20 protein-coding genes are annotated in these 17,755 nt (G+C 66.2%); 12 read left to right on the top strand and 8 right to left on the bottom strand.

The window, feature by feature from the left end; genetic code table 11:
* Positions 1–10: 10 nt before the first annotated feature.
* The gene (gene trpE, locus WDM86_19220; protein MEI9992156.1) at positions 11–1,537 is read right to left on the bottom strand and encodes an anthranilate synthase component I; all 1,527 of its coding nucleotides are present in this window, start codon (positions 1,535–1,537) and stop codon (positions 11–13) included.
* A gap of 7 nt (positions 1,538–1,544) precedes the next feature.
* Positions 1,545–3,407, bottom strand: a complete 1,863-nt coding sequence (locus tag WDM86_19215; protein MEI9992155.1) for a SurA N-terminal domain-containing protein — start codon at positions 3,405–3,407, stop codon at positions 1,545–1,547.
* 83 nt (positions 3,408–3,490) lie between these two features.
* Between WDM86_19215 and WDM86_19210 the strand changes: the two genes are divergently transcribed.
* The 5 genes from WDM86_19210 to secG all read left to right on the top strand — a co-directional run bounded on the left by WDM86_19210 (position 3,491) and on the right by secG (position 6,828).
* The gene (locus WDM86_19210) at positions 3,491–3,976 is read left to right on the top strand and encodes a hypothetical protein (protein MEI9992154.1); all 486 of its coding nucleotides are present in this window, start codon (positions 3,491–3,493) and stop codon (positions 3,974–3,976) included.
* A 7-nt stretch (positions 3,977–3,983) separates the two neighbouring features.
* On the top strand, positions 3,984–4,709 hold the full coding sequence (tpiA, locus tag WDM86_19205) for a triose-phosphate isomerase (protein MEI9992153.1): 726 nt from the start codon (positions 3,984–3,986) through the stop codon (positions 4,707–4,709).
* 68 nt (positions 4,710–4,777) lie between these two features.
* On the top strand, positions 4,778–5,740 hold the full coding sequence (locus WDM86_19200) for a hypothetical protein (protein ID MEI9992152.1): 963 nt from the start codon (positions 4,778–4,780) through the stop codon (positions 5,738–5,740).
* Positions 5,741–5,813: 73 nt separating this feature from the next.
* Positions 5,814–6,338, top strand: coding sequence for an energy transducer TonB (locus WDM86_19195; GenBank protein MEI9992151.1), 525 nt, complete (start codon positions 5,814–5,816; stop codon positions 6,336–6,338).
* 154 nt (positions 6,339–6,492) lie between these two features.
* A complete protein-coding gene (secG, locus tag WDM86_19190; GenBank protein MEI9992150.1) occupies positions 6,493–6,828 on the top strand; it encodes a preprotein translocase subunit SecG in 336 nt (111 codons plus the stop codon).
* A 30-nt stretch (positions 6,829–6,858) separates the two neighbouring features.
* On the opposite strand, the gene WDM86_19185 is transcribed toward secG, so the two are convergent.
* Both WDM86_19185 and WDM86_19180 read right to left on the bottom strand, forming a co-directional pair.
* Complete coding sequence (locus WDM86_19185; GenBank protein MEI9992149.1) at positions 6,859–7,584, bottom strand: hypothetical protein; 726 nt, start codon at positions 7,582–7,584, stop codon at positions 6,859–6,861.
* Between the two features lie 237 nt (positions 7,585–7,821).
* Positions 7,822–9,474, bottom strand: a complete 1,653-nt coding sequence (locus tag WDM86_19180) for a hypothetical protein (protein ID MEI9992148.1) — start codon at positions 9,472–9,474, stop codon at positions 7,822–7,824.
* A gap of 259 nt (positions 9,475–9,733) precedes the next feature.
* Here WDM86_19180 and WDM86_19175 point away from each other — a divergent pair, with 259 nt between their 5' ends.
* Both WDM86_19175 and WDM86_19170 read left to right on the top strand, forming a co-directional pair.
* Entirely contained in the window at positions 9,734–11,365 is a 1,632-nt protein-coding gene (locus WDM86_19175; GenBank protein MEI9992147.1) for a CTP synthase, read from the top strand.
* A 53-nt stretch (positions 11,366–11,418) separates the two neighbouring features.
* Positions 11,419–12,255 carry a GIY-YIG nuclease family protein gene (locus tag WDM86_19170; GenBank protein MEI9992146.1) on the top strand — a complete coding sequence of 279 codons (837 nt, stop codon included), beginning with the start codon at positions 11,419–11,421 and terminating at the stop codon, positions 12,253–12,255.
* On the opposite strand, the gene WDM86_19165 is transcribed toward WDM86_19170, so the two are convergent.
* Positions 12,256–12,528, bottom strand: coding sequence for a helix-turn-helix domain-containing protein (locus tag WDM86_19165; GenBank protein MEI9992145.1), 273 nt, complete (start codon positions 12,526–12,528; stop codon positions 12,256–12,258).
* Between the two features lie 23 nt (positions 12,529–12,551).
* Positions 12,552–12,893, bottom strand: coding sequence for a hypothetical protein (locus tag WDM86_19160; protein MEI9992144.1), 342 nt, complete (start codon positions 12,891–12,893; stop codon positions 12,552–12,554).
* A gap of 157 nt (positions 12,894–13,050) precedes the next feature.
* On the opposite strand from WDM86_19160, the gene WDM86_19155 reads away from it, so the two are divergent.
* Both WDM86_19155 and WDM86_19150 read left to right on the top strand, forming a co-directional pair.
* The gene (locus tag WDM86_19155) at positions 13,051–13,518 is read left to right on the top strand and encodes an AbrB/MazE/SpoVT family DNA-binding domain-containing protein (GenBank protein MEI9992143.1); all 468 of its coding nucleotides are present in this window, start codon (positions 13,051–13,053) and stop codon (positions 13,516–13,518) included.
* Positions 13,515–13,913 (top strand): type II toxin-antitoxin system VapC family toxin, encoded by a 399-nt coding sequence (locus WDM86_19150; protein MEI9992142.1) that lies wholly within the window; start codon positions 13,515–13,517, stop codon positions 13,911–13,913. The genes WDM86_19155 and WDM86_19150 overlap by 4 nt, the downstream gene beginning before the upstream one ends.
* A gap of 6 nt (positions 13,914–13,919) precedes the next feature.
* On the opposite strand, the gene WDM86_19145 is transcribed toward WDM86_19150, so the two are convergent.
* Positions 13,920–14,147, bottom strand: coding sequence for a hypothetical protein (locus WDM86_19145; protein MEI9992141.1), 228 nt, complete (start codon positions 14,145–14,147; stop codon positions 13,920–13,922).
* Positions 14,148–14,184: 37 nt separating this feature from the next.
* Between WDM86_19145 and WDM86_19140 the strand changes: the two genes are divergently transcribed.
* The 3 genes from WDM86_19140 to kdsA all read left to right on the top strand — a co-directional run bounded on the left by WDM86_19140 (position 14,185) and on the right by kdsA (position 17,274).
* A complete protein-coding gene (locus WDM86_19140; protein MEI9992140.1) occupies positions 14,185–15,564 on the top strand; it encodes an inorganic phosphate transporter in 1,380 nt (459 codons plus the stop codon).
* Positions 15,565–15,721: 157 nt separating this feature from the next.
* A complete protein-coding gene (locus tag WDM86_19135) occupies positions 15,722–16,369 on the top strand; it encodes a polysaccharide biosynthesis/export family protein (protein MEI9992139.1) in 648 nt (215 codons plus the stop codon).
* 50 nt (positions 16,370–16,419) lie between these two features.
* Positions 16,420–17,274, top strand: a complete 855-nt coding sequence (gene kdsA, locus WDM86_19130; protein ID MEI9992138.1) for a 3-deoxy-8-phosphooctulonate synthase — start codon at positions 16,420–16,422, stop codon at positions 17,272–17,274.
* On the opposite strand, the gene WDM86_19125 is transcribed toward kdsA, so the two are convergent.
* Entirely contained in the window at positions 17,271–17,693 is a 423-nt protein-coding gene (locus WDM86_19125; GenBank protein MEI9992137.1) for an MAPEG family protein, read from the bottom strand. The two genes, kdsA and WDM86_19125, sit on opposite strands and share 4 nt — an antisense overlap.
* Between the last annotated feature and the right edge of the window lie 62 nt (positions 17,694–17,755).

Here is a 17,755-nt window from a genome sequence, read left to right as displayed (position 1 = left end):
AACAAGCGGCTCACTGCCCCCGCTTGCCCGCCGTCGCGAAGCGCACCGCTTCCTCCGCCGCCATCATCAGCGCCTTCGCCTTGTTGACGGTCTCCTGGTATTCGGCCTCCGGCACGCTGTCGGCCACCACGCCGCCGCCGGCCTGGACGTACATCACCCCGTCCTTCACCAGCGCGGTGCGCAGCACGATGCAGGTATCCATCGAGCCGTCCGCCGCGAAATAGCCGACCGCGCCGGCATAGACCGCGCCGCGCTTCTCGGTCTCGAATTCGTCGATCAGCTCCATGGCGCGGATCTTCGGCGCGCCCGACAGCGTGCCCGCCGGCAGCCCGGCGGCCAGTGCGTCCACCGCGTCGAGCCCGCCGCGGATATTGCCCTCGACGTTCGACACCAAATGCATCACATGGCTGTAGCGCTCGATGAAGAAGCTGTCGGTGACTTTCACCTCGCCGGTCTTCGCCACCCGGCCGACATCGTTGCGGCCGAGATCGACGAGCATCAGATGCTCGGCGCGTTCCTTGGGATCGCTTTTCAATTCCTCGGCCAGCGCCGCGTCCTCCGCCGCCGTCTTGCCGCGCGGGCGCGTGCCGGCGATGGGACGGATGGTGACGACGCCGTCGCGCAGCCGCACCAGGATTTCCGGACTCGATCCCACGATGGAGAAGCCGGGGAACGCCAGATTGTAGAGGAAGGGCGACGGATTGAGCCGGCGCAGCGCGCGGTAGAGCGAAAAGGGCGGCAGCGTGAAGGGCCGGCGGAAGCGCTGGCTCGGCACCACCTGGAACACGTCGCCGGCGCGGATATATTCCTTCGCCCGCTCGACGATCTTCAGATACGCCTCATGCGTCGTGTTGGAATCGATCGCCGAGATCGCCGGCAGATCCTCCGGCACCGGCGGCGAGGCCGGGGCAGGGCGCTCCAGATCGCCGATCGTATCCTGCAAGCGCTCCGCCGCCTGCGCGTAGGCCGCGCGCGCGTCGATGCCCTTCCGCGGCCATACCGGCGTGGTGATCAGGATCTCGTCGCGCACCGTGTCGAAGATCGCGGTGATGGTGGGACGCAGCAGGATCGCGTCGGGCAGCCCGAGCGGATCGGGCGGCACCTTGGGCAGCTTCTCGATCAGCCGCACCATGTCGTAGCCGAGATAGCCGTACAGCCCCACCGCCATCGGCGGCACGCCGTCGGGCAGCGCCATCTGGCACTGCGCGATCAGCGCGCGCAGGCTGGCGATGGGATCGCCGGCCAGCGCGTCGGGCTCGAATGTGTCCGGCGTCGCGCGCGCGTTGCGGTTGATCTCGCAGGCGCCGTCGCGGCAGCGCCAGATCACGTCCGGCTTCAGCCCGATGATCGAATAGCGCCCGCGCGCCTCGCCGCCCTGCACGCTCTCCAGCAGGAAGGCGTTGTCGCGGCCCTCGCCGAGCTTGAGGAACGCCGAGACCGGCGTCTCCAGATCGGCGATCAGGCGGGTATAGAGAACCTGGGCGCGCCCGTCGTCGTAAGCGGCCGCGAAGGCGGGAAAGTCCGGATGTATCGCCATCGATCGCTCACTGACCCGATCCCGAATTGCCGACCGTGTTGTCGACCAGCTTCTGGTTGATGCTGAGGCCTTCCTTCTTCTGGATCGCCTTGGCGAGCGTGAGCGTGACGTCGGACGCCACCTCGTTGCTGAACTGGCTGGCGCCCTGCACATAGCGCAAATCGTTCGCCGGCGGCACCGGATGGACGATCCCCGAGACGCGCGCCACGACGAAGGTCTTCAGGTCCACCGGCACGGCGACGGTCGCGCCCGGCGCCGCCTTGAAGATCGCCGCCGTGACCGGCGCCGAGAACAAGCCGGTATTGGTGCCGCGGTCGAGCGCCGGGCTCGACTGGATCGGCGCGCCGATTAAGGCCGCGACGCCGGCGAGCGAGCCTTCCTGGTTGGCGCGGGCCGCGAGCGCCGCCGCCTTGGCCTGCAGCAGCCGCGCCTTCTGCTCGGCCGTCCAGCGCGCCGCCGCCTGCGCCCGCACCGCGTCCAGCGGCTTGAGCTTGGGCGGCGTGACGCCGTCGACGCGGATCGCGAAGCTCGATCCGTCCTGGGTCGAGAACGGATCGCCATCCTCGCCGACCTCCGCCTTGAAGATCGCCGCGACCAGTTCGGGATTGGCGGGGCTGAGCGCCGCGCCGCCGTCGGGCGCCAGGCCCTGGGGATCGATGGCCGCGACATGGACGTAGTGCATGCCGGCCTTCTGCGCCGCCTCCTGGATGCCGGCGCCGCCGGCGACCGCGTCGGTATAGACGTTGGCCATGTCGACGATCTTGGCCTGCGCCAATTCCTTCTGGACGATCGCCTTGATCTCGCCGGGACTGGTCGAGCTGCCGGGCGTGATCTTGCCGACATGCATCAGCACCCAGCCGAAGGTGCTCTTGACCGGCGCGCTCACGCCGCCCGGCGCCAGCGCGAAGAACGGCGCGGCGCGCGCCGCGTCGAGATCGGCCTGCACGACCTCGCCCAGCTTGTAGTCGCCGGGCTGCAGCTTCCGCTCCGCCGCGAGCTGGTCGAAGGTCTTGCCGTGGTCGAGCGCGTCCTTCGCCGCCTTGGCGTCCGCCTCGGAGGCGAATTTGATCTGCTCCAGTTCGCGCTTCTCGGGCTTGATGTATTTCGCCCGGTTGGAGTCGATCTCGTCCTGGATTTGCTTCGCGGTCGGGACCATCGCGGGCGCCAGTTCGCCGACCGTGATGCCGGCATAGCTCGCGGCGCGGTATTCCGGCGTGCTGAAGATGTCGGGATGCGCCTTGACATAGGCGGCCAGCACCGCGTCGCTCGGCGGCGGCACCGTGCCGGCCTGCGCGTCGGTCAGCGCGATGTACTGGACCGCCCGCATCTCGTCGATATAGGCGAAGATGGCGCGCGCATAGTCGGCCGGCAGCGCGAAGCCGCCCTCGACGGCGCGGATGAGCTGGGCGCGCGAGGCGTCCTGGCGCGAGCGCGCCACGAACGACGCCTCGCTATAGCCGTGCTGGGCGAGCACGGCGACGAATTTGGCGTGATCGAAGGTGCCGAGGGGTCCGCTGAACGCGCCGATCGCCTGGATCTGCTGCTGCAGCCGCGCGTCGCCGACGGTCAGGCCGAGCCGCTGGGTCAGCACGTCGAGCGCGGTGCGCAGCGCCATCGTATCGATCACATGCTGTGCCATCGCCTTGGCCTGGTCGGGCGGCAACGCCACGCCGGCGCCGCGCAGCGCGTCGCGATATTCCTGCTGGAAGGCCTCGACCGGAACGGTGGTCGATCCCAGGGTGAACACATCGCTGTCCGGCGTGCCCTTGAAGATGTCGGCGATGCCCCAGACCGCGAAGCTGAGCGCCAGTGCCCCCAGGAAGATCGAGGAGACCCAAGACTTCGCGTATTTGCGCATTTCCTGAAGCATGAACAATCCGGTGGTTTAAGGGTGTTGGCGGCGAAAAGCGGCGGATGATAGGGAGGGGGGGAGGCGAGGGCAAGGCGCGGCGGATGGCCGATTGGACGGGATTTTTCGCGGCGGAAGTGGGCGCCGCCGCCGCCCTGGCGGGACTCGTGATGGTCGCGATCTCGATCAATCTCGCCCGCATCCTGGCCGATCCGGTGCTGCCGGGCCGCGCGGTCGAGACTCTCATCCTGCCGACCGGCGCGCTGGTGGCGTCGAGCTTTGCGCTGGTGCCCGGCCAGCCGCCGCTCGCGCTCGCCATCGAGATCGGCCTGACCGGCGCGGTGATGTGGCTGGTGCCGGTGCGGCTGCAACTCGGCGTCCGCGGCGCGCGGAGCCGGGGCGTCGACCCGCGCAATCTCATCCCCCGCGTCCTCCTGGCGCAGCTTTCGAGCGTGCCGATCGTCGTGTCGGGTGTGCTGCTTTATCTCGGCAGCGATGCCGCGCTCTATTGGATGGTGCCGGGGATCATCGCCGCCCTGATTGCCACGGTGCTGAACGCCTGGGTATTGCTGGTGGAGATTCTGCGTTGAGGACAAGATGCGTCAGCTGATCGCCGGAAACTGGAAGATGAACGGTCTCGCCGCCGCGCTGGGCGAGATCGAGGCTTTGGCCGCCGCGCTGAAAGCCGCTCCGCCGCATTGCGACGTGCTGATCTGCCCGCCGGCGACCCTGGTGGCGCGCGCCGCGGCGCTGGGTTCGGGCATCGCGATCGGCGGCCAGGATTGCCATGCCGAGGCCTCGGGCGCCTTCACCGGCGATATCAGCGCCGAGATGCTGAAGGACGCAGGCGCATCCGCCGTCATCGTCGGCCATTCGGAGCGCCGCCAGTATCACGGCGAGACCGACGCCGCCGTCGCCGCCAAGGCCCGGGCCGCATGGCGGGCAGGCCTCCTCGCCGTGATCTGCATCGGCGAAACCGAAGCGGAGCGCGACGCCGGCCGCGCCACCGACATCTGCAAGTCCCAGCTCGCCGGCAGCGTGCCGGACGGCGCGACGCCGCAAAACACCGCCGTCGCCTATGAGCCGGTCTGGGCCATCGGCACCGGCAAGACCCCGACCACGCCCGACATCGCCCAGATGCACGCCCATATCCGCGCCTGCCTGGGGAAGCCCTTGCGCATTCTCTATGGCGGCTCGGTGAAGCCCTCGAACGCCCGCGAAATCCTGGCGCTGGACGACGTCGGCGGCGCGCTGGTCGGCGGCGCCAGCCTCAAGGCCGCCGATTTCCTTACAATTGTAGCGGCTTCGCGGGACGGCTCTTAACCCGGTTTTCCCACCGTTCCTTAACCCCGCGCGTGGCATTAGTTACCCGTTTGAAACGGATTTGGCGCGTGGGCCGGCTTTCGTACGACACGACGGAAACCCTGATCTACGACCCGGTCGCCGCGAACCGCACCGCGACGCGCACGGCGCTCTATACGCTCGGCTTCCGCCGGATCGAGACCGTCAGCAGCCTCGAAGGGTTCGCCAACGCGATCCGCCGCCGCCCGCCGGATCTGGCGCTGTGCGAATGCCAGGGCCTGGACAGCCAGCTTTGCCACGTCGTCCAGGAGCTGCGCCAGGGCGCCGGCGCCTTCAATCCGTTCATCGTCGTCATCGTCACCGCCTGGGAGAAGTCGGCGGCTCTCGTCTCGCGCGTCGTCGATTCCGGCGCCGACGATCTGTTGCTGCGCCCGTTCTCGACCGCGCTCCTGGGGCAGCGCATCGCCAGCCATGTCGAACGCCGCAAGCGCTTCGTCGTCACCACCGATTACGTCGGCCCGGACCGGCGCAAGGACACGGCGCGGCCCTCGACGGCGGAGCTGTTCGATCCGCCGAACTCGCTGAGGATGAAGGCGAAGGACCGCCTGACGCCGGAAGAGACGGCGCTGCGCCTCGACGCCGAACTGCGGGCCGCGCGCGAAATGCTGAATTCGCAGAAGCTGCGGCGCGACGCCTTCCAGATATCCATCCTGTGGCGGCTGATGCAGGAGCACATTCCCGGCGCCGCCTCCGACAAGTCCGAGCTGGAGAAGATCGCGACCCTGACCAAGGGCATCGCGCGGCGCTGCCGCGACACCGAACTGGAGGCCGCGGTCGACTGGTGCGACTCCGTGTCGGCCGCCGTCGAGGGCCTGCAGGCCGGCGTCGACCGCAACGCCGCGATGCATCTGCTCGGCCATGCCGCGCTCAGCCTCAACCATGTCTTCCATGCCGAGAAGAGCACGACCGACATCCTGACCGAGATCGACGCCACCGTGGCGATCATCCGCGCCCGCACCCGCACGCAGGCCGCCGCGGCCGCGGCGCGGTAGAGACGATCGGCCTTGCCTTCGATTTCCCGTGCGTTTGCGCCGCTTTTCCGCCACGCTGGGCGCGGGGGAAGTCATGTCCGATCCGAATCTGGCAGCTCCGCCGCGATTCAGCCTGCGCGCGCGCCTGATCGGCGCGGCGGCGCTGATGCTGTCCGGCATCGCCATCGGCGTCTATCTCGAATACGGCATCGTCATGGGCCAGTTGGCCGCGCCCTGTCCGCCGGTATGGCCGCGCGTGCCGCCGGTCCTGGGCGACGCCCGGCAGGGGATCGTCGCGCCGCATGTCGTCGATCATCCGCTCGACTATAGCTGGGGCGAACAGCTCGTCGGCATGCATGGCGACGTGTTGGTCGAGGTTTTCGTCGAGCCGGACGGCGGCGTGGGCGCGGCCCGGCTCATCCATTCCAGCGGCTATTGCCCGCTCGATGCCTCGGCGCTCGCCGGCATCGCCCGTTGGCGCTACAGCCCGGCCGCCCGGCATGGCGTGCCCTTCGGCGCCTGGTGGATCACCAATGTCGCCTTCCGCCTGGGCGCGCCGCGCGCGTCCCCGCCGGCCTCCGCCGGTCAGCAGACGATGAACTCCCCGCTCCACCGCTGAAAGAAAGCGCCGGCGCTATGCTGTTGCGTTGATTGGCAATTCGCCCGGGTGCGTTCGCCGCTTCCCTCCGGCCGCTCTTTCGTCTATTGAGCGCCCCTGTAGTCATTTTGGTGGCCTGTCGCTCCGCTATTCGAGGCCGTCTGGGAGAGGTCCCGTGCAAGCTATTCTGATCGCCATCGAGCTCCTGGTCGCCGTGGCGCTGATCGTCACCGTGCTGCTGCAGCGCTCGGAGGGCGGGGCGCTCGGCATGGGCGGCGGCGGCTCGGGCCTGGGCGGCCTGTTCTCGCCGCGCGGCGCCGCCGACACGCTGACCCGCGCCACGACGCTTCTGGGCGCGCTCTTCTTCATCACCTGCCTGGGCCTGAACGTGCTCGCGCTGCATGGCCGCGACGAGAAGTCGTTCCTCGAAGCGCCGGCCGCGCCGCCGCCCGCTTCCAAGCCGCTGTTCCCCGCCGCCCCGGCCAAGCCCGCGCTGCCGACGCCGCATTAAAACACGGTGCGGAGCCGCGCCAGGCGCCGCCTAATGGAACCAGCTTACCGACGCTTCGCCGCGCGGATTGCCGTGCGCCGGATCGTGATCGACCAGGCTCGCGAAATTGGTCAGCGAGCTGCTCCCGTAAGCCGGCCAGAAGCAACCGATGTCCCATTCCGCCTGCGTCGAGCAGCTGCTGGCATTGGCGCAGGTCTGCCCGGCATTGATCCCGCCGATCGAAGCGCGCACCTCGATGCTGGTGATCTTGGTATGCGGAAGCTGCCCCGAACAGGTACCGCCGATATTGGGGCCGAAGGCGTCGGCCACCGAGTGCAGCTTTTGCCAGCGGCAGAAGCCGTTGCTGTATTCGAGCCAGAACGCGTGACTCCAGCAGGCGAAGCGGAAGGGATTGCCGGCATGGGCCGGCGTCACCACCATGCCCAGCGCCGCTTGCGCGAATTTCTCGAATCCGCGGCCCAGCGCGCCCTGCTTGCCGATCCCGCCCTGGTAGAGGCGCGCCACGACGAAGAGGGCTTTCAACTGTCCTTTGGCGTCCCGTAGCAGGCCGTCCGGCGCCAGGCGGAAGCCGGCGTCGCGTAGATCTTCCGGCAGTCCGTTGGGCACGTTCTCGCTATCCACGATGTAAAGGCCCGTGCGCGGGATTTCGCGCATCCTGGTCCACTGCTCGAGCGTGACGAATTTCGCGCCCGGCAATTTCTCGCGCGGGATGCCGGACTCTCGCGCCGGCACCGGCGCGGTGAGCGTACCGCCCACCTTGTAAACCGGCGGTCTGGCCGGGCCGCCGGGCGCGACGGGCTGAGCCGAACTCGGCGCCAACTCCGTGGCAAGCAGTGTCGAGGCAACCAAGTAAAGGCAGAAATTGGCAATATTTCCCGGCTTCATCGAAATGTCCCTCCCATAATTCGGAGTCAACATATCATGAATACAAGTATAGTTAAAGTAACTTGGAGATTGGACTACAATATCCAAATAAAACAAATGTCGAGTCCGCTAAGGACCGCTCTGCCAATACGCGTCGCCAAAGCCGCGCATCGTGCCGCGCTTGGTATTGAGATAGGCGAGCACATCGGTATCCGGCGCCGCCGCGACGCCCTTGCCGGGGCCCGGCTCGCCCAACTCGGCCAGCGTGAAGTCCATCCGCGCGCCATAGGTGCGGTCGATCTGGTTGCGCAGCGTCTGCTCCGCCGCGTACCACGCCCGTTTCATGTCGCCATCGCGGCAGGTGGCGAGTTCGTCGTCGGCCGTGGCGCCCCAGCGCCGCTCGACGCAGGCATAGGGATCGAACGACATCGCGAACAGCCGCCGTCGCGCCTCCTCATAGCCGAAGCCGATGCGCGAGCCGTCGCTGCGCGCATAGTCCACGCGGCAAGCCTCGCTATCGCGCCGGTAGGTCGCGATCAGGTCGCCGACCAGGTCGTTGCCGGCATAGCTCAGATGCTTGTCGCCGGTCTCGTACATCGTGACGAAGCGCTCGACCGTGTCGCGCAATTCCTTGAACGCGGTCTTCAGCCGCGCATCGCGCGACGGCGTGGAATAGACCTCCCAGTCGCCCGTCGTGCCGTAGATGTTGGGCGGCAGCCGCCCCGGCTCGGCGCGGTTCTGCAGCCCGGCCGCCAGCGCCACCTCCACCGCCTGTTCGCGATAGTGCAGGTCGGAACAGTTGGAGAGCACCATGTCGTGCACCTCGGCGAGCGGATCGAACGCCAGCTTGCCGCCCGCCAGCCTGGCGCGGATATAGTCGTAATAGTCCAGCGTCTCGCCATTCAGCACGAAGGTCCCCGACGCCCAGTCGGCATCGGCCGGCCGCGCCCCGGTGCCGAAGAACTGCTCGGTCGAGAAATCCGCGATCTGCGCATTGCGCGCCATCTCGGCATGGCCGCCGGCCAGCGATCCGTCCGCCTGCCGCGTCGCGCCGACCAGCACTTGCGGCCGCCAGTTCTTGAAACCGGCGCCGGCGCCCGGCACGGCGCGGGTGAAGCGCAGATCGTAGAACACATGGGTGACCGAATGGTCGGGATGGGCGTCCATGTAGAACACCCGGCCCTTGGCATCGACCCGGTAGACGATCGCGACATGGCCGTTCGGATCGTAGAGGATCGTTCCGGGCCGGATCGACGCCGGGTCGAGCGCCGGCGAATAGAAATCCGGCGCCACCGGTCCGTCGACCTCGGGATGGATGCGGTAGCTGGCGGTCGATATCGCGTCCTCGATCTGGGCGATGGCCGTCATGGCGCTCAGCGTGCCGCTCGGCACCGTGCGCCGCGACACCACGCGGTTGCCATTCGGACTGTAGCGCTCGTCCGCCGCGGCCCCGATCGGCGCGATTTCGTCCTCATAGGAAAACGGCAGGCCGCGCTTCCACGCATAGTAGAACCGCAGCAGATAGGGCAGGTCGGAGCAGTCGGACGTGAACACCGTTCCCGGCGGATCGCTGGCGCGGAACGGGTTGGCGGGATCGTGCAGGCACGCATCGACGGTCCGGCAATCGGCGGCGCCCAGCGTGGCGATGAAGTCGCGCCAGCCGCGTTCGTCCGCGTCCGACCAGCGGTCGTAGCGCACGACATAGAGCGACGGATCCGCGGCGGCCGCCGCCATGGCGGGCAACCACGTCAAAGCCGCGATGATCGCCGCAAGCCAACGCATCCGCCTCGCATCCCCCCGGAAAACGCGGAGGTTAGTCCGCGCCCGGCGGGAGCCCAAGCCGGTTTGCATCAAAGTTTATCGCTGTTGCGCCGCATTTCGAATCGCCCCGTTGCGCCGCGCCATCGCCCTTCCGCGATGGGGAGATCGGCGTGCCGCCGCGGCACACCCAACGCCCTGTTTCCATGGCAAAATCCCGTGCGTCGAATCGCCGATATTTTCGCTTGAGGGATTCCGCGCGACCTGCTTATGGTGGACTCCCATGGCGCGGTTGATCTTCATCACCGGCGGCGTGGTCTCTTCCTTGGGAAAAGGTCTTGCGTCCGCCGCACTCGGAGCCGTTCTTCAGGCTCGCGGGTACAAAGTCCGTTTGCGGAAACTCGACCCCTATCTCAACGTCGATCCGGGGACCATGTCGCCATTCCAGCACGGCGAAGTCTACGTCACCGACGACGGGGCGGAGACCGACCTCGACCTCGGCCATTACGAGCGCTTCACCGGCGTGTCGGCGTTGAAGTCGGACAACATCACTTCCGGCCGCATTTACCAGCAGGTGATCGAGAAGGAGCGGCGCGGCGGCTATCTCGGCCGCACCGTGCAGGTGATCCCGCACGTCACCGACATGATCAAGGAATTCGTGCTCGACGGCATCGAGGGCCTCGATTTCCTGCTGGTCGAGATCGGTGGCACGGTCGGCGACATCGAGGGCCTGCCGTTCTTCGAGGCGATCCGCCAGCTCCACAACGACCTGCCCGACCGCCAGACCGCGTTCGTGCACCTCACCCTGGTGCCCTATATCGAGGCGGCGGGCGAACTCAAGACCAAGCCGACCCAGCATTCGGTCAAGGAGCTGCGCGCCATCGGCATCCAGCCGGACATCCTGATGTGCCGCGCCAGCCATCCGATCCCGGACGACGAGCGCCGCAAGATCGGCCAGTTCTGCAACGTACCGACGGAGCGCGTCATCCCCGCGCTCGATCTCGACACGATCTATCGCGTGCCCATGGCCTATCACCAGGCCGGGCTCGACACCCAGCTTCTCAAGGTGTTCGGCATCGACGACGCACCGGAGCCGGATCTCGCGCGCTGGCAGCAGGTCGTCGATCGGGTGAAGAACCCGGAAGGCGAGGTGCGCATCGCCATCGTCGGCAAGTACATGCAGGTCAAGGACAGCTACAAATCGCTCAGCGAGGCGCTGGTCCATGGCGGCATCGCCAACAATGTGAAGGTCCATCTCGACTGGATCGACAGCGAGATCTTCGAGCGCCCCGACGCGCCGGCTTTCCTGGAGAACGTCAACGGCATCCTGGTGCCGGGCGGCTTCGGCGAGCGCGGCACCGAAGGCAAGATCCACGCGGTGAAATTCGCCCGCGAGCGCAAGGTGCCGTTCTTCGGCATCTGCTACGGGCTGCACATGGCGGTGATCGAGGCGGCGCGCGACCTCGCGGGCCTGGAAGGCGCCGGCACCACCGAGATCGGCCATCCCAAGCATCCCGTCATCGGGCTGATGACCGAATGGGTGAAGGGCAATCGGAAAGAGACGCGCAGTGCCGACGGCGACATGGGCGGTACGATGCGTCTGGGCGCCTACACGGCGGTGCTGACGCCGGGCAGCCGCGTGTCGGAAGTCTATGGCGGCGCCACCGAGATCAGCGAGCGTCACCGCCACCGCTACGAAGTGAATACAGAATACGCCAAGCTGTTGGGCGAGAAGGGCTTCAAGGTGAGCGGCTGGTCGCCGGACGGGAGGCTTCCCGAAATCATGGAATTTCCGGATCACCCCTGGTTCATCGGCGTGCAATTCCACCCCGAACTGAAGTCCCGCCCCCTCGAACCGCACCCGCTGTTCACCAGCTTCGTGGCGGCGGCGGTGGCGAAGAGTAGGTTGGTGTGATTCTTTGGCAGAGGTAGTCTTTCCCGCGCAATGGCATAGCTTGGGGATTACCAATGCCCATTATGTTCAATTCGCTTTTGGCCGAAGCATCGCTTGAGCTGAGCAATGTCATTCTAATCCGTCATAAAGACGCTCGGGCAACGAAGGGGCGTTCGCCCTATGAATTGTGGCGGGATGACCGTCCGGCGTTCGAAGACTACCAGTCCCATCAGGGATTCGATGGTCGCTCGAGGTTCACGCGCGCTTCGAAGTGGGCATCATTCGTGGGGCTGCCCGACGGTAAGACGATGTTCGTTGGCGTCTATGATGCAAGCTATCAAGGCGTTCTCGATCATGAGCGGGTCAGTCCCCACACTGGCACTCTCGACCCCGCTGGCGGCTATGACATGTATAATCTTCGTGTGGATGAAAAATTTGCCGAATTCGACGGCAGGCTTTTCATCGATTGGGGAGAGGGTATGCGCGCATGGGTTCAGCGGGCCGACAACCAAAACAAGAAGATCACCGAATTGCGATTAAAGTTCGAGGAAGATCCCTTTCCTGGCTTTCTAAACTTTATGGAACCGCTGTCCAAGATTGCGGCGCTGCCTCAGGGTTGGACTTCCGTCCTGAAATCGTCTTGCGGCATTTATCTTCTGACTTGTCCGAAAACCCGAGAGCAATACGTAGGTTCGGTAACCGGAAAAGAGGGGTTCTGGCAGCGGTGGCAGAACTATTCGCGGACCGGCCATGGAGGGAATGTCGCGCTCAGATCGCGCGATCCCAGCGATTATCAAGTATCGATTCTTGAGGTGGCTGGAAGTTCGGCAACGGAAGTCGAAATCCTGGCGATGGAATCGCGCTGGAAGCAGAAATTGCAGAGTCGTGAAATGGGGCTGAACAGAAACTGATCACGCCGCTTTCAGCGCCTTCGCCACCGCCTTCGGTGCATGGTCGATCACCTTGAGATAGGCCCGCGCGGCGCCATCGGGCATGCGCCGGCCTTGCTCCCAATGGCGTAGCGTATCCACACTGAACCCGAACTCCTTGGCAAACTGCGCCTGCGTCATTCCGAGCTTGGCGCGGATTCGGCGTACGTCGATCTCGTGCGGAATGTGAACGCGATACGAGCGGGGATCGGCCTCGCCCTTCGCGATGGCGAGCGCCTGGCGCGCACCGCGCAATATGCTCTTCGAAATCGAACTGCTCATCGCACGCCCTTTCTGTAGCTCTCGACGATCGACTTGGTGATCGTCTTCAGTTCGTTCCTGTCCGCGTCGCTCAAGTCGCTTCGAACGTTTTTCGCGTACATCGTGAAAATAAACAGCGGCAGTTTTTCGCTGTGAAAGAAATAGATCACGCGCCTGCCACGACCTTCCAGGGCCCAGCGCAGCTTTCGCACGCCGCCCGTTCCGGCGATCAAATCGCCGGCCAAGGGATTGCCGGCCAAATAATCCACCAATGCGGCCCGATCCGCCTCGCTCATCAGTTTCCGCGTGGCGGCGATAAATTCGTCGATCTCGACCACCGACACAAGCGGATCGACCATGCTGTTAGACTAGTCCAATGGACTAGCAAAGTCAATTTCGAATAGGTCGGGCGGTTTCGGGCATTTCGCCACCTTTTGAGGCGCCGGACAATCCTGTTTTGGTTGCGTGTATAAATTATTGGAAGTATACTACTACCGAAAAGTAGGAATAATTGTAATGGAAGATGGTATCTCCGGTGCGAAGCTCGCTGAGCGGCTGTTGACCCGGCCGGAAGGCGCGACCATGCGCGAGCTGATCGCGGCTACTGGTGGGCCGCAGTACAATGTCCTGAAGCGACTGGAATCCCGGGGCGCAACGGTGTCCAAGACGCGCGAGGGACGCGAGACGCGTTATCGCGTCGCCAGGTCGGCGCCGGTTTACGAGATGTTGGTCAGCGATAAGGGGCAGGTCACGCTGCCCAAAGGCATGCGCGAGGAACTGCGCGTTTTTGCGGGACAGAAGCTGGAGGCACGCATGGAAGACGGAAGAGCCATTATCGCCCCCAAACGTGGGAGCATCCAGGACTTGTTCGGAATTCTCGGCAAGCCGCCCCGCGGCACGCACTTAACGAATGAGCAGATAAAAGAGGCCATTCGTCAGAGGGCAGTGGAACGCTACGACCGATCACTCGGACGGCGGAAGTGATCGGTCTGGATACCAACGTCCTCATTCGTGCCTTCATCGTTGACGAAGGGGAACAGACGCGCAAAGCCCGCCAGCTGATCGTGCGGGAATGCTCGGCGGAACAGCCGGGTCAAATCGCGTCCATCGTGCTCGCGGAAGCGATATGGGTTCTTGAGAGTGTATACGGATTTGGTCGCGAAGCGATTTCCGCTGCCGTGGCTCGGCTTTTGAGCGTCGACGACATCGGATTCGAGCACGAGCCCGCCATCAGAACGGCGCTGGCAAGTTTTTCCCGCCATCGCGCCGACTTCGCGGATGCGCTGGTGGTCGAAATCAACCGTCGCGCTGGTTGTTCGGCCACGGCGACGTTCGACCGAAAGGCGGCCCGACTGGATGGCTTCAGACTTCTGCGTTGAAGCAGGTCAAACCGTCAGCGATCGCCGCAGCCGCGCCACAGCGATGAGCAGAACGATCGGCACCGCCGCGAACACGCCGCGCGCGACATAAAACGCCTGGTCCATCCCCGTCTCCGAGATCGGACACCCGCGCTCAATCAAAGGCAGCGGCCACGCATTGGCGGCGACGAGCCCGACGAGAATGCCGTTGACGACCGCGCGGACAAGACCGGCTGTCACAAAACTGTCGCGCACTGCCTCGAAAAGAATTCCCCGTATTCGAGGCGTCCGTATGCTCTCCACCCTGACCCAAGGTTCCCCCCTCGCGCTCGTCATCCTGTCCGCCAGCCTCATCCTCGTTCTGGTCTTCGAGTTCTCCAACGGCTTTCACGACACCGCCAACGCGGTGGCGACCGTCATCTATACCAACACGCTGAAGCCGGCCGTCGCGGTCGTCCTGTCCGGCACCATGAATTTCCTCGGCGTGCTGATCGGCGGCATCGCCGTCGCCTATGCGCTGGTCGAGCTCATCCCGCCGGAGGTCCTGTCGCCGCCCGGCGGCGGCATCGCGGCCGGCATGCTGACGGCGCTGTTCGTGTCGGCGCTCCTCTGGAATATCGGCACCTGGTGGTTCGGCATCCCCAATTCCAGCTCCCATGCCCTGATCGGCGGATTGGTGGGCATCGCGGTCGAAACCTCGCTCGCCCATGGCCGCGGCCTGCAGGACGGCGTCGACTGGGCGCAGGTGTGGAGCGTGCTGCTGTCGCTGCTGGTCTCGCCCGTGCTCGGTTTCGTGCTGGCTCTGCTGCTGTACCGCCTCATCGCCTTCCTCATCCGCGACCACCGTCTCTACGAGCCGCCCGTGGGCGACAAGCCGCCCGTCGCCTGGATGCGCGGCCTTTTGATCCTTACCTGCACCGGGGTTTCGCTGGCGCACGGCACCAATGACGGCCAGAAGAGCATCGGTCTCATCATGCTCACCATCATCGGGCTGATGCCGACGGACTACGCCCTGAACCTCGGCATGACCGCCGCCCAGGCGGCACAGGCCGCGCACGAGATGCCCGCCGCGGTCAGCCTCATCCAGCGCTATGGCGACGACCGCAAGACGGCGGGCGCCGCCGCCGCCCGGCATATCGGCGATACCTTCACGCGCTATCCGACCGCCGAGGCGATCCCGGGGCCGCAGCGCCAAGCCATGCGCAACGCCCTCAACCAGGTCCTGGCCGAGATGCGGACGGCGAGCGAAGCGGGGTCGATCTCGTCCGCCGACAAGGCGCGGGCCAAGGCGATCCATGGCGACCTGATGAAGGCCATCGAATACGCGCCCTGGTGGGTCCGCATCATGAGCGCGGTGTGCCTGGGCATCGGCACCATGGTCGGCTATCGCCGCATCGTGACGACCTTCGGCGAGCGCCTCGGCAAGCAGCATCTGGTGCCGGCGCAGGGCGCCGCGGCGGAGCTGGTCGGCGCCGCGCTGATCGGCTTTGCCGGCGTCACCGGCTATCCGGTGAGCACGACGCATGTCATCACCGGCGGCATCGCCGGCACGATGGTGGGATCGGGCGCCGGCGTGCAATCGGCGACGCTCTGGCAGATCGCGACGGCCTGGGTCCTGACGCTCCCCGCGACCGTGGCGATGTCGGCGGGCGTCTTCTACCTGCTCTCCTAGAGGCCGCGTCGGCGCCAAGCGCGTGCCCGCCGGGCCGGAAATCGGCCGGCGGCAAAGTGTGAATTTCGGCCCCGCCGGCGGCTTTGCCTTAACCACTGGTTTACCGCGTCGCTAAAACCGTAGGGTTTCGGAAAGAACAGTCCCGTAAACTGCCGCCATGTTCCAAGCGGTCCACTTCCTTCGACGCGCCCGACGCGCCCTCGGCGCGCTGGCGTTCGGCATCGCCGTCCTGCTGGCGGGCATGGCGCCGGCCGCCGCCGACGCGTCGGCGGCCTATGGCGGCGCGGATTATCGCCTGGGCAGCGGCGACAAGGTCCATGTCACGGTCTACGACCAGGCGGACCTCAGCGGCGATTTCCAGGTCGACGCCACCGGCGTCATCCGCCTGCCGCTGATCGGCCAGATCAAGGCCGGCGGACTCACCGCGCACGAGGTCGAGGGCGGCATCGCCGCGGCGCTGTCGCAAGGCTATCTCAACGATCCCAAGGTCGCGGTCGAGATCACGACCTACCGCCCGTTCTACATCGTCGGCGAAGTGCTCAAGCCCGGCGAATATCCTTTCGCCAACGGCATGACCGCATCGAGCGCGATCGCGCTGGCTGGCGGCTACACGCCCAAGGCGGTGAAAAGCGTGATCTATGTCCGCCATCAGGGCGACAGCGAGGAGCGCCGCCTCGCCGCGACCGACGCCACGGCGGTCGGCCCGGGCGACGTGGTGCGCATCGATTCCACGACGTTCTGGGACGTCCTCGACATCCTCGCGCCGCTCGCCGGCGTCAGCGCGCTGCGCTACACGGTTCCGTAAGCGCGCCGAAAGCTTGTAAACTGCGGCATCGTCGTCCATAGGATCGCCGCATGGCCCAGCCCAATCCCGTCGTCAAAGTCGGCAATGTCGAGGTCGGAAACGCGCGCAAGCTCGCGCTCATTGCCGGTCCCTGCCAGCTCGAGAGTCGCGAACACGCCTTCGAGATGGCGCATGCGCTGAAGGAGATGGCGGCCAAGGCCGGCCTCGGGCTGATCTACAAGACCAGCTTCGACAAGGCCAACCGCACCAGCACGAGCGGCAAGCGCGGCCTGGGGCTCGAGAAATCGCTCCAGGTCTTCGCCGACCTGCGCTCCGAGCTCGGCCTTCCGGTGCTGACCGACATCCACGAACGCGAGCAATGCGCGATCATGGCGCCGGTGGTGGACGTGCTGCAGATTCCGGCCTTCCTCTCGCGCCAGACCGATCTGATCCTGGCCGCCGCCGCGACCGGCAAGGTGGTCAACGTCAAGAAGGGCCAGTTCCTCGCGCCCTGGGACATGAAGAACGCCATCGCCAAGGTGATGGAAGGGGGCAACAACAACGTGCTGGTGACCGAGCGCGGCGTCAGCTTCGGCTACAACACGCTCGTCGTCGACATGACGTCCTTGCCCAAGATGGCGAAGTTCGGTGCCCCCGTCGTGATCGACGCGACGCATGCCGTGCAGCAGCCGGGCGGGCAGGGCGACAAATCCGGCGGCGAGCGCGAGATGGCGCCCTATATCGCGCGCGCCGCCGTGGCCTGCGGCGTCGCGGCCGTCTTCATCGAGACGCACAACGATCCGGACGACGCGGCGCGCCGCGGCATCTCCGACGCCGCGAACATGCTGTGGCTGAAGGACGTGCCGGACCTGCTCGCCGACCTCGTCGAGATCGACCGCATCGCCAAGCGCCCGCGCGTGAATTAGATCGCGCTTACCGCGATCCACGCGTTCACGATGCCCCAGATCGACAGGATCAGCAGGCCCACCGTCCCCACCACCGTGACCACGAAGCCCGTCTCGCGCTTGTCCGGCGCCGTCATGTAGCCCTGCAGGTAGAGGACGCGGCCGATGACCCACACCAGCCCGAACGCCGCCGGCAGCCAGGGCAAAGGCTGAAAATAGGCGGTCGCCAGCCACAAGAGCGGCAGGAACATCACGAACTGTTCGAGCGTGTTGACCTGCACGCGATAGGCGCATTCGAATTTCGGATGGCCGGTGACGGCGGGCGCGGCGACGTTGTACGCGTTGCGCATCCGCGACACGTTCACGCCGGCATAGGCCAGGAACAGGATCGACAGGATGGTGACGGCCGCGCTGAGCAGCTCGGCGTGAGTGACGTGCATGGCGTTTGGCCCCTGAGGCATGTCTCCCGCGCGGGACGCGCGGGAGATCTGGACGCCGAGCC

Source organism: Rhizomicrobium sp., from assembly GCA_037200045.1.
In the GTDB taxonomy this organism is placed as follows: Bacteria; Pseudomonadota; Alphaproteobacteria; order Micropepsales; family Micropepsaceae; genus Rhizomicrobium.
The sequence above is the reverse complement of the archived record's forward strand: the minus strand, read 5'-3'. Positions and strand labels throughout refer to the sequence as shown.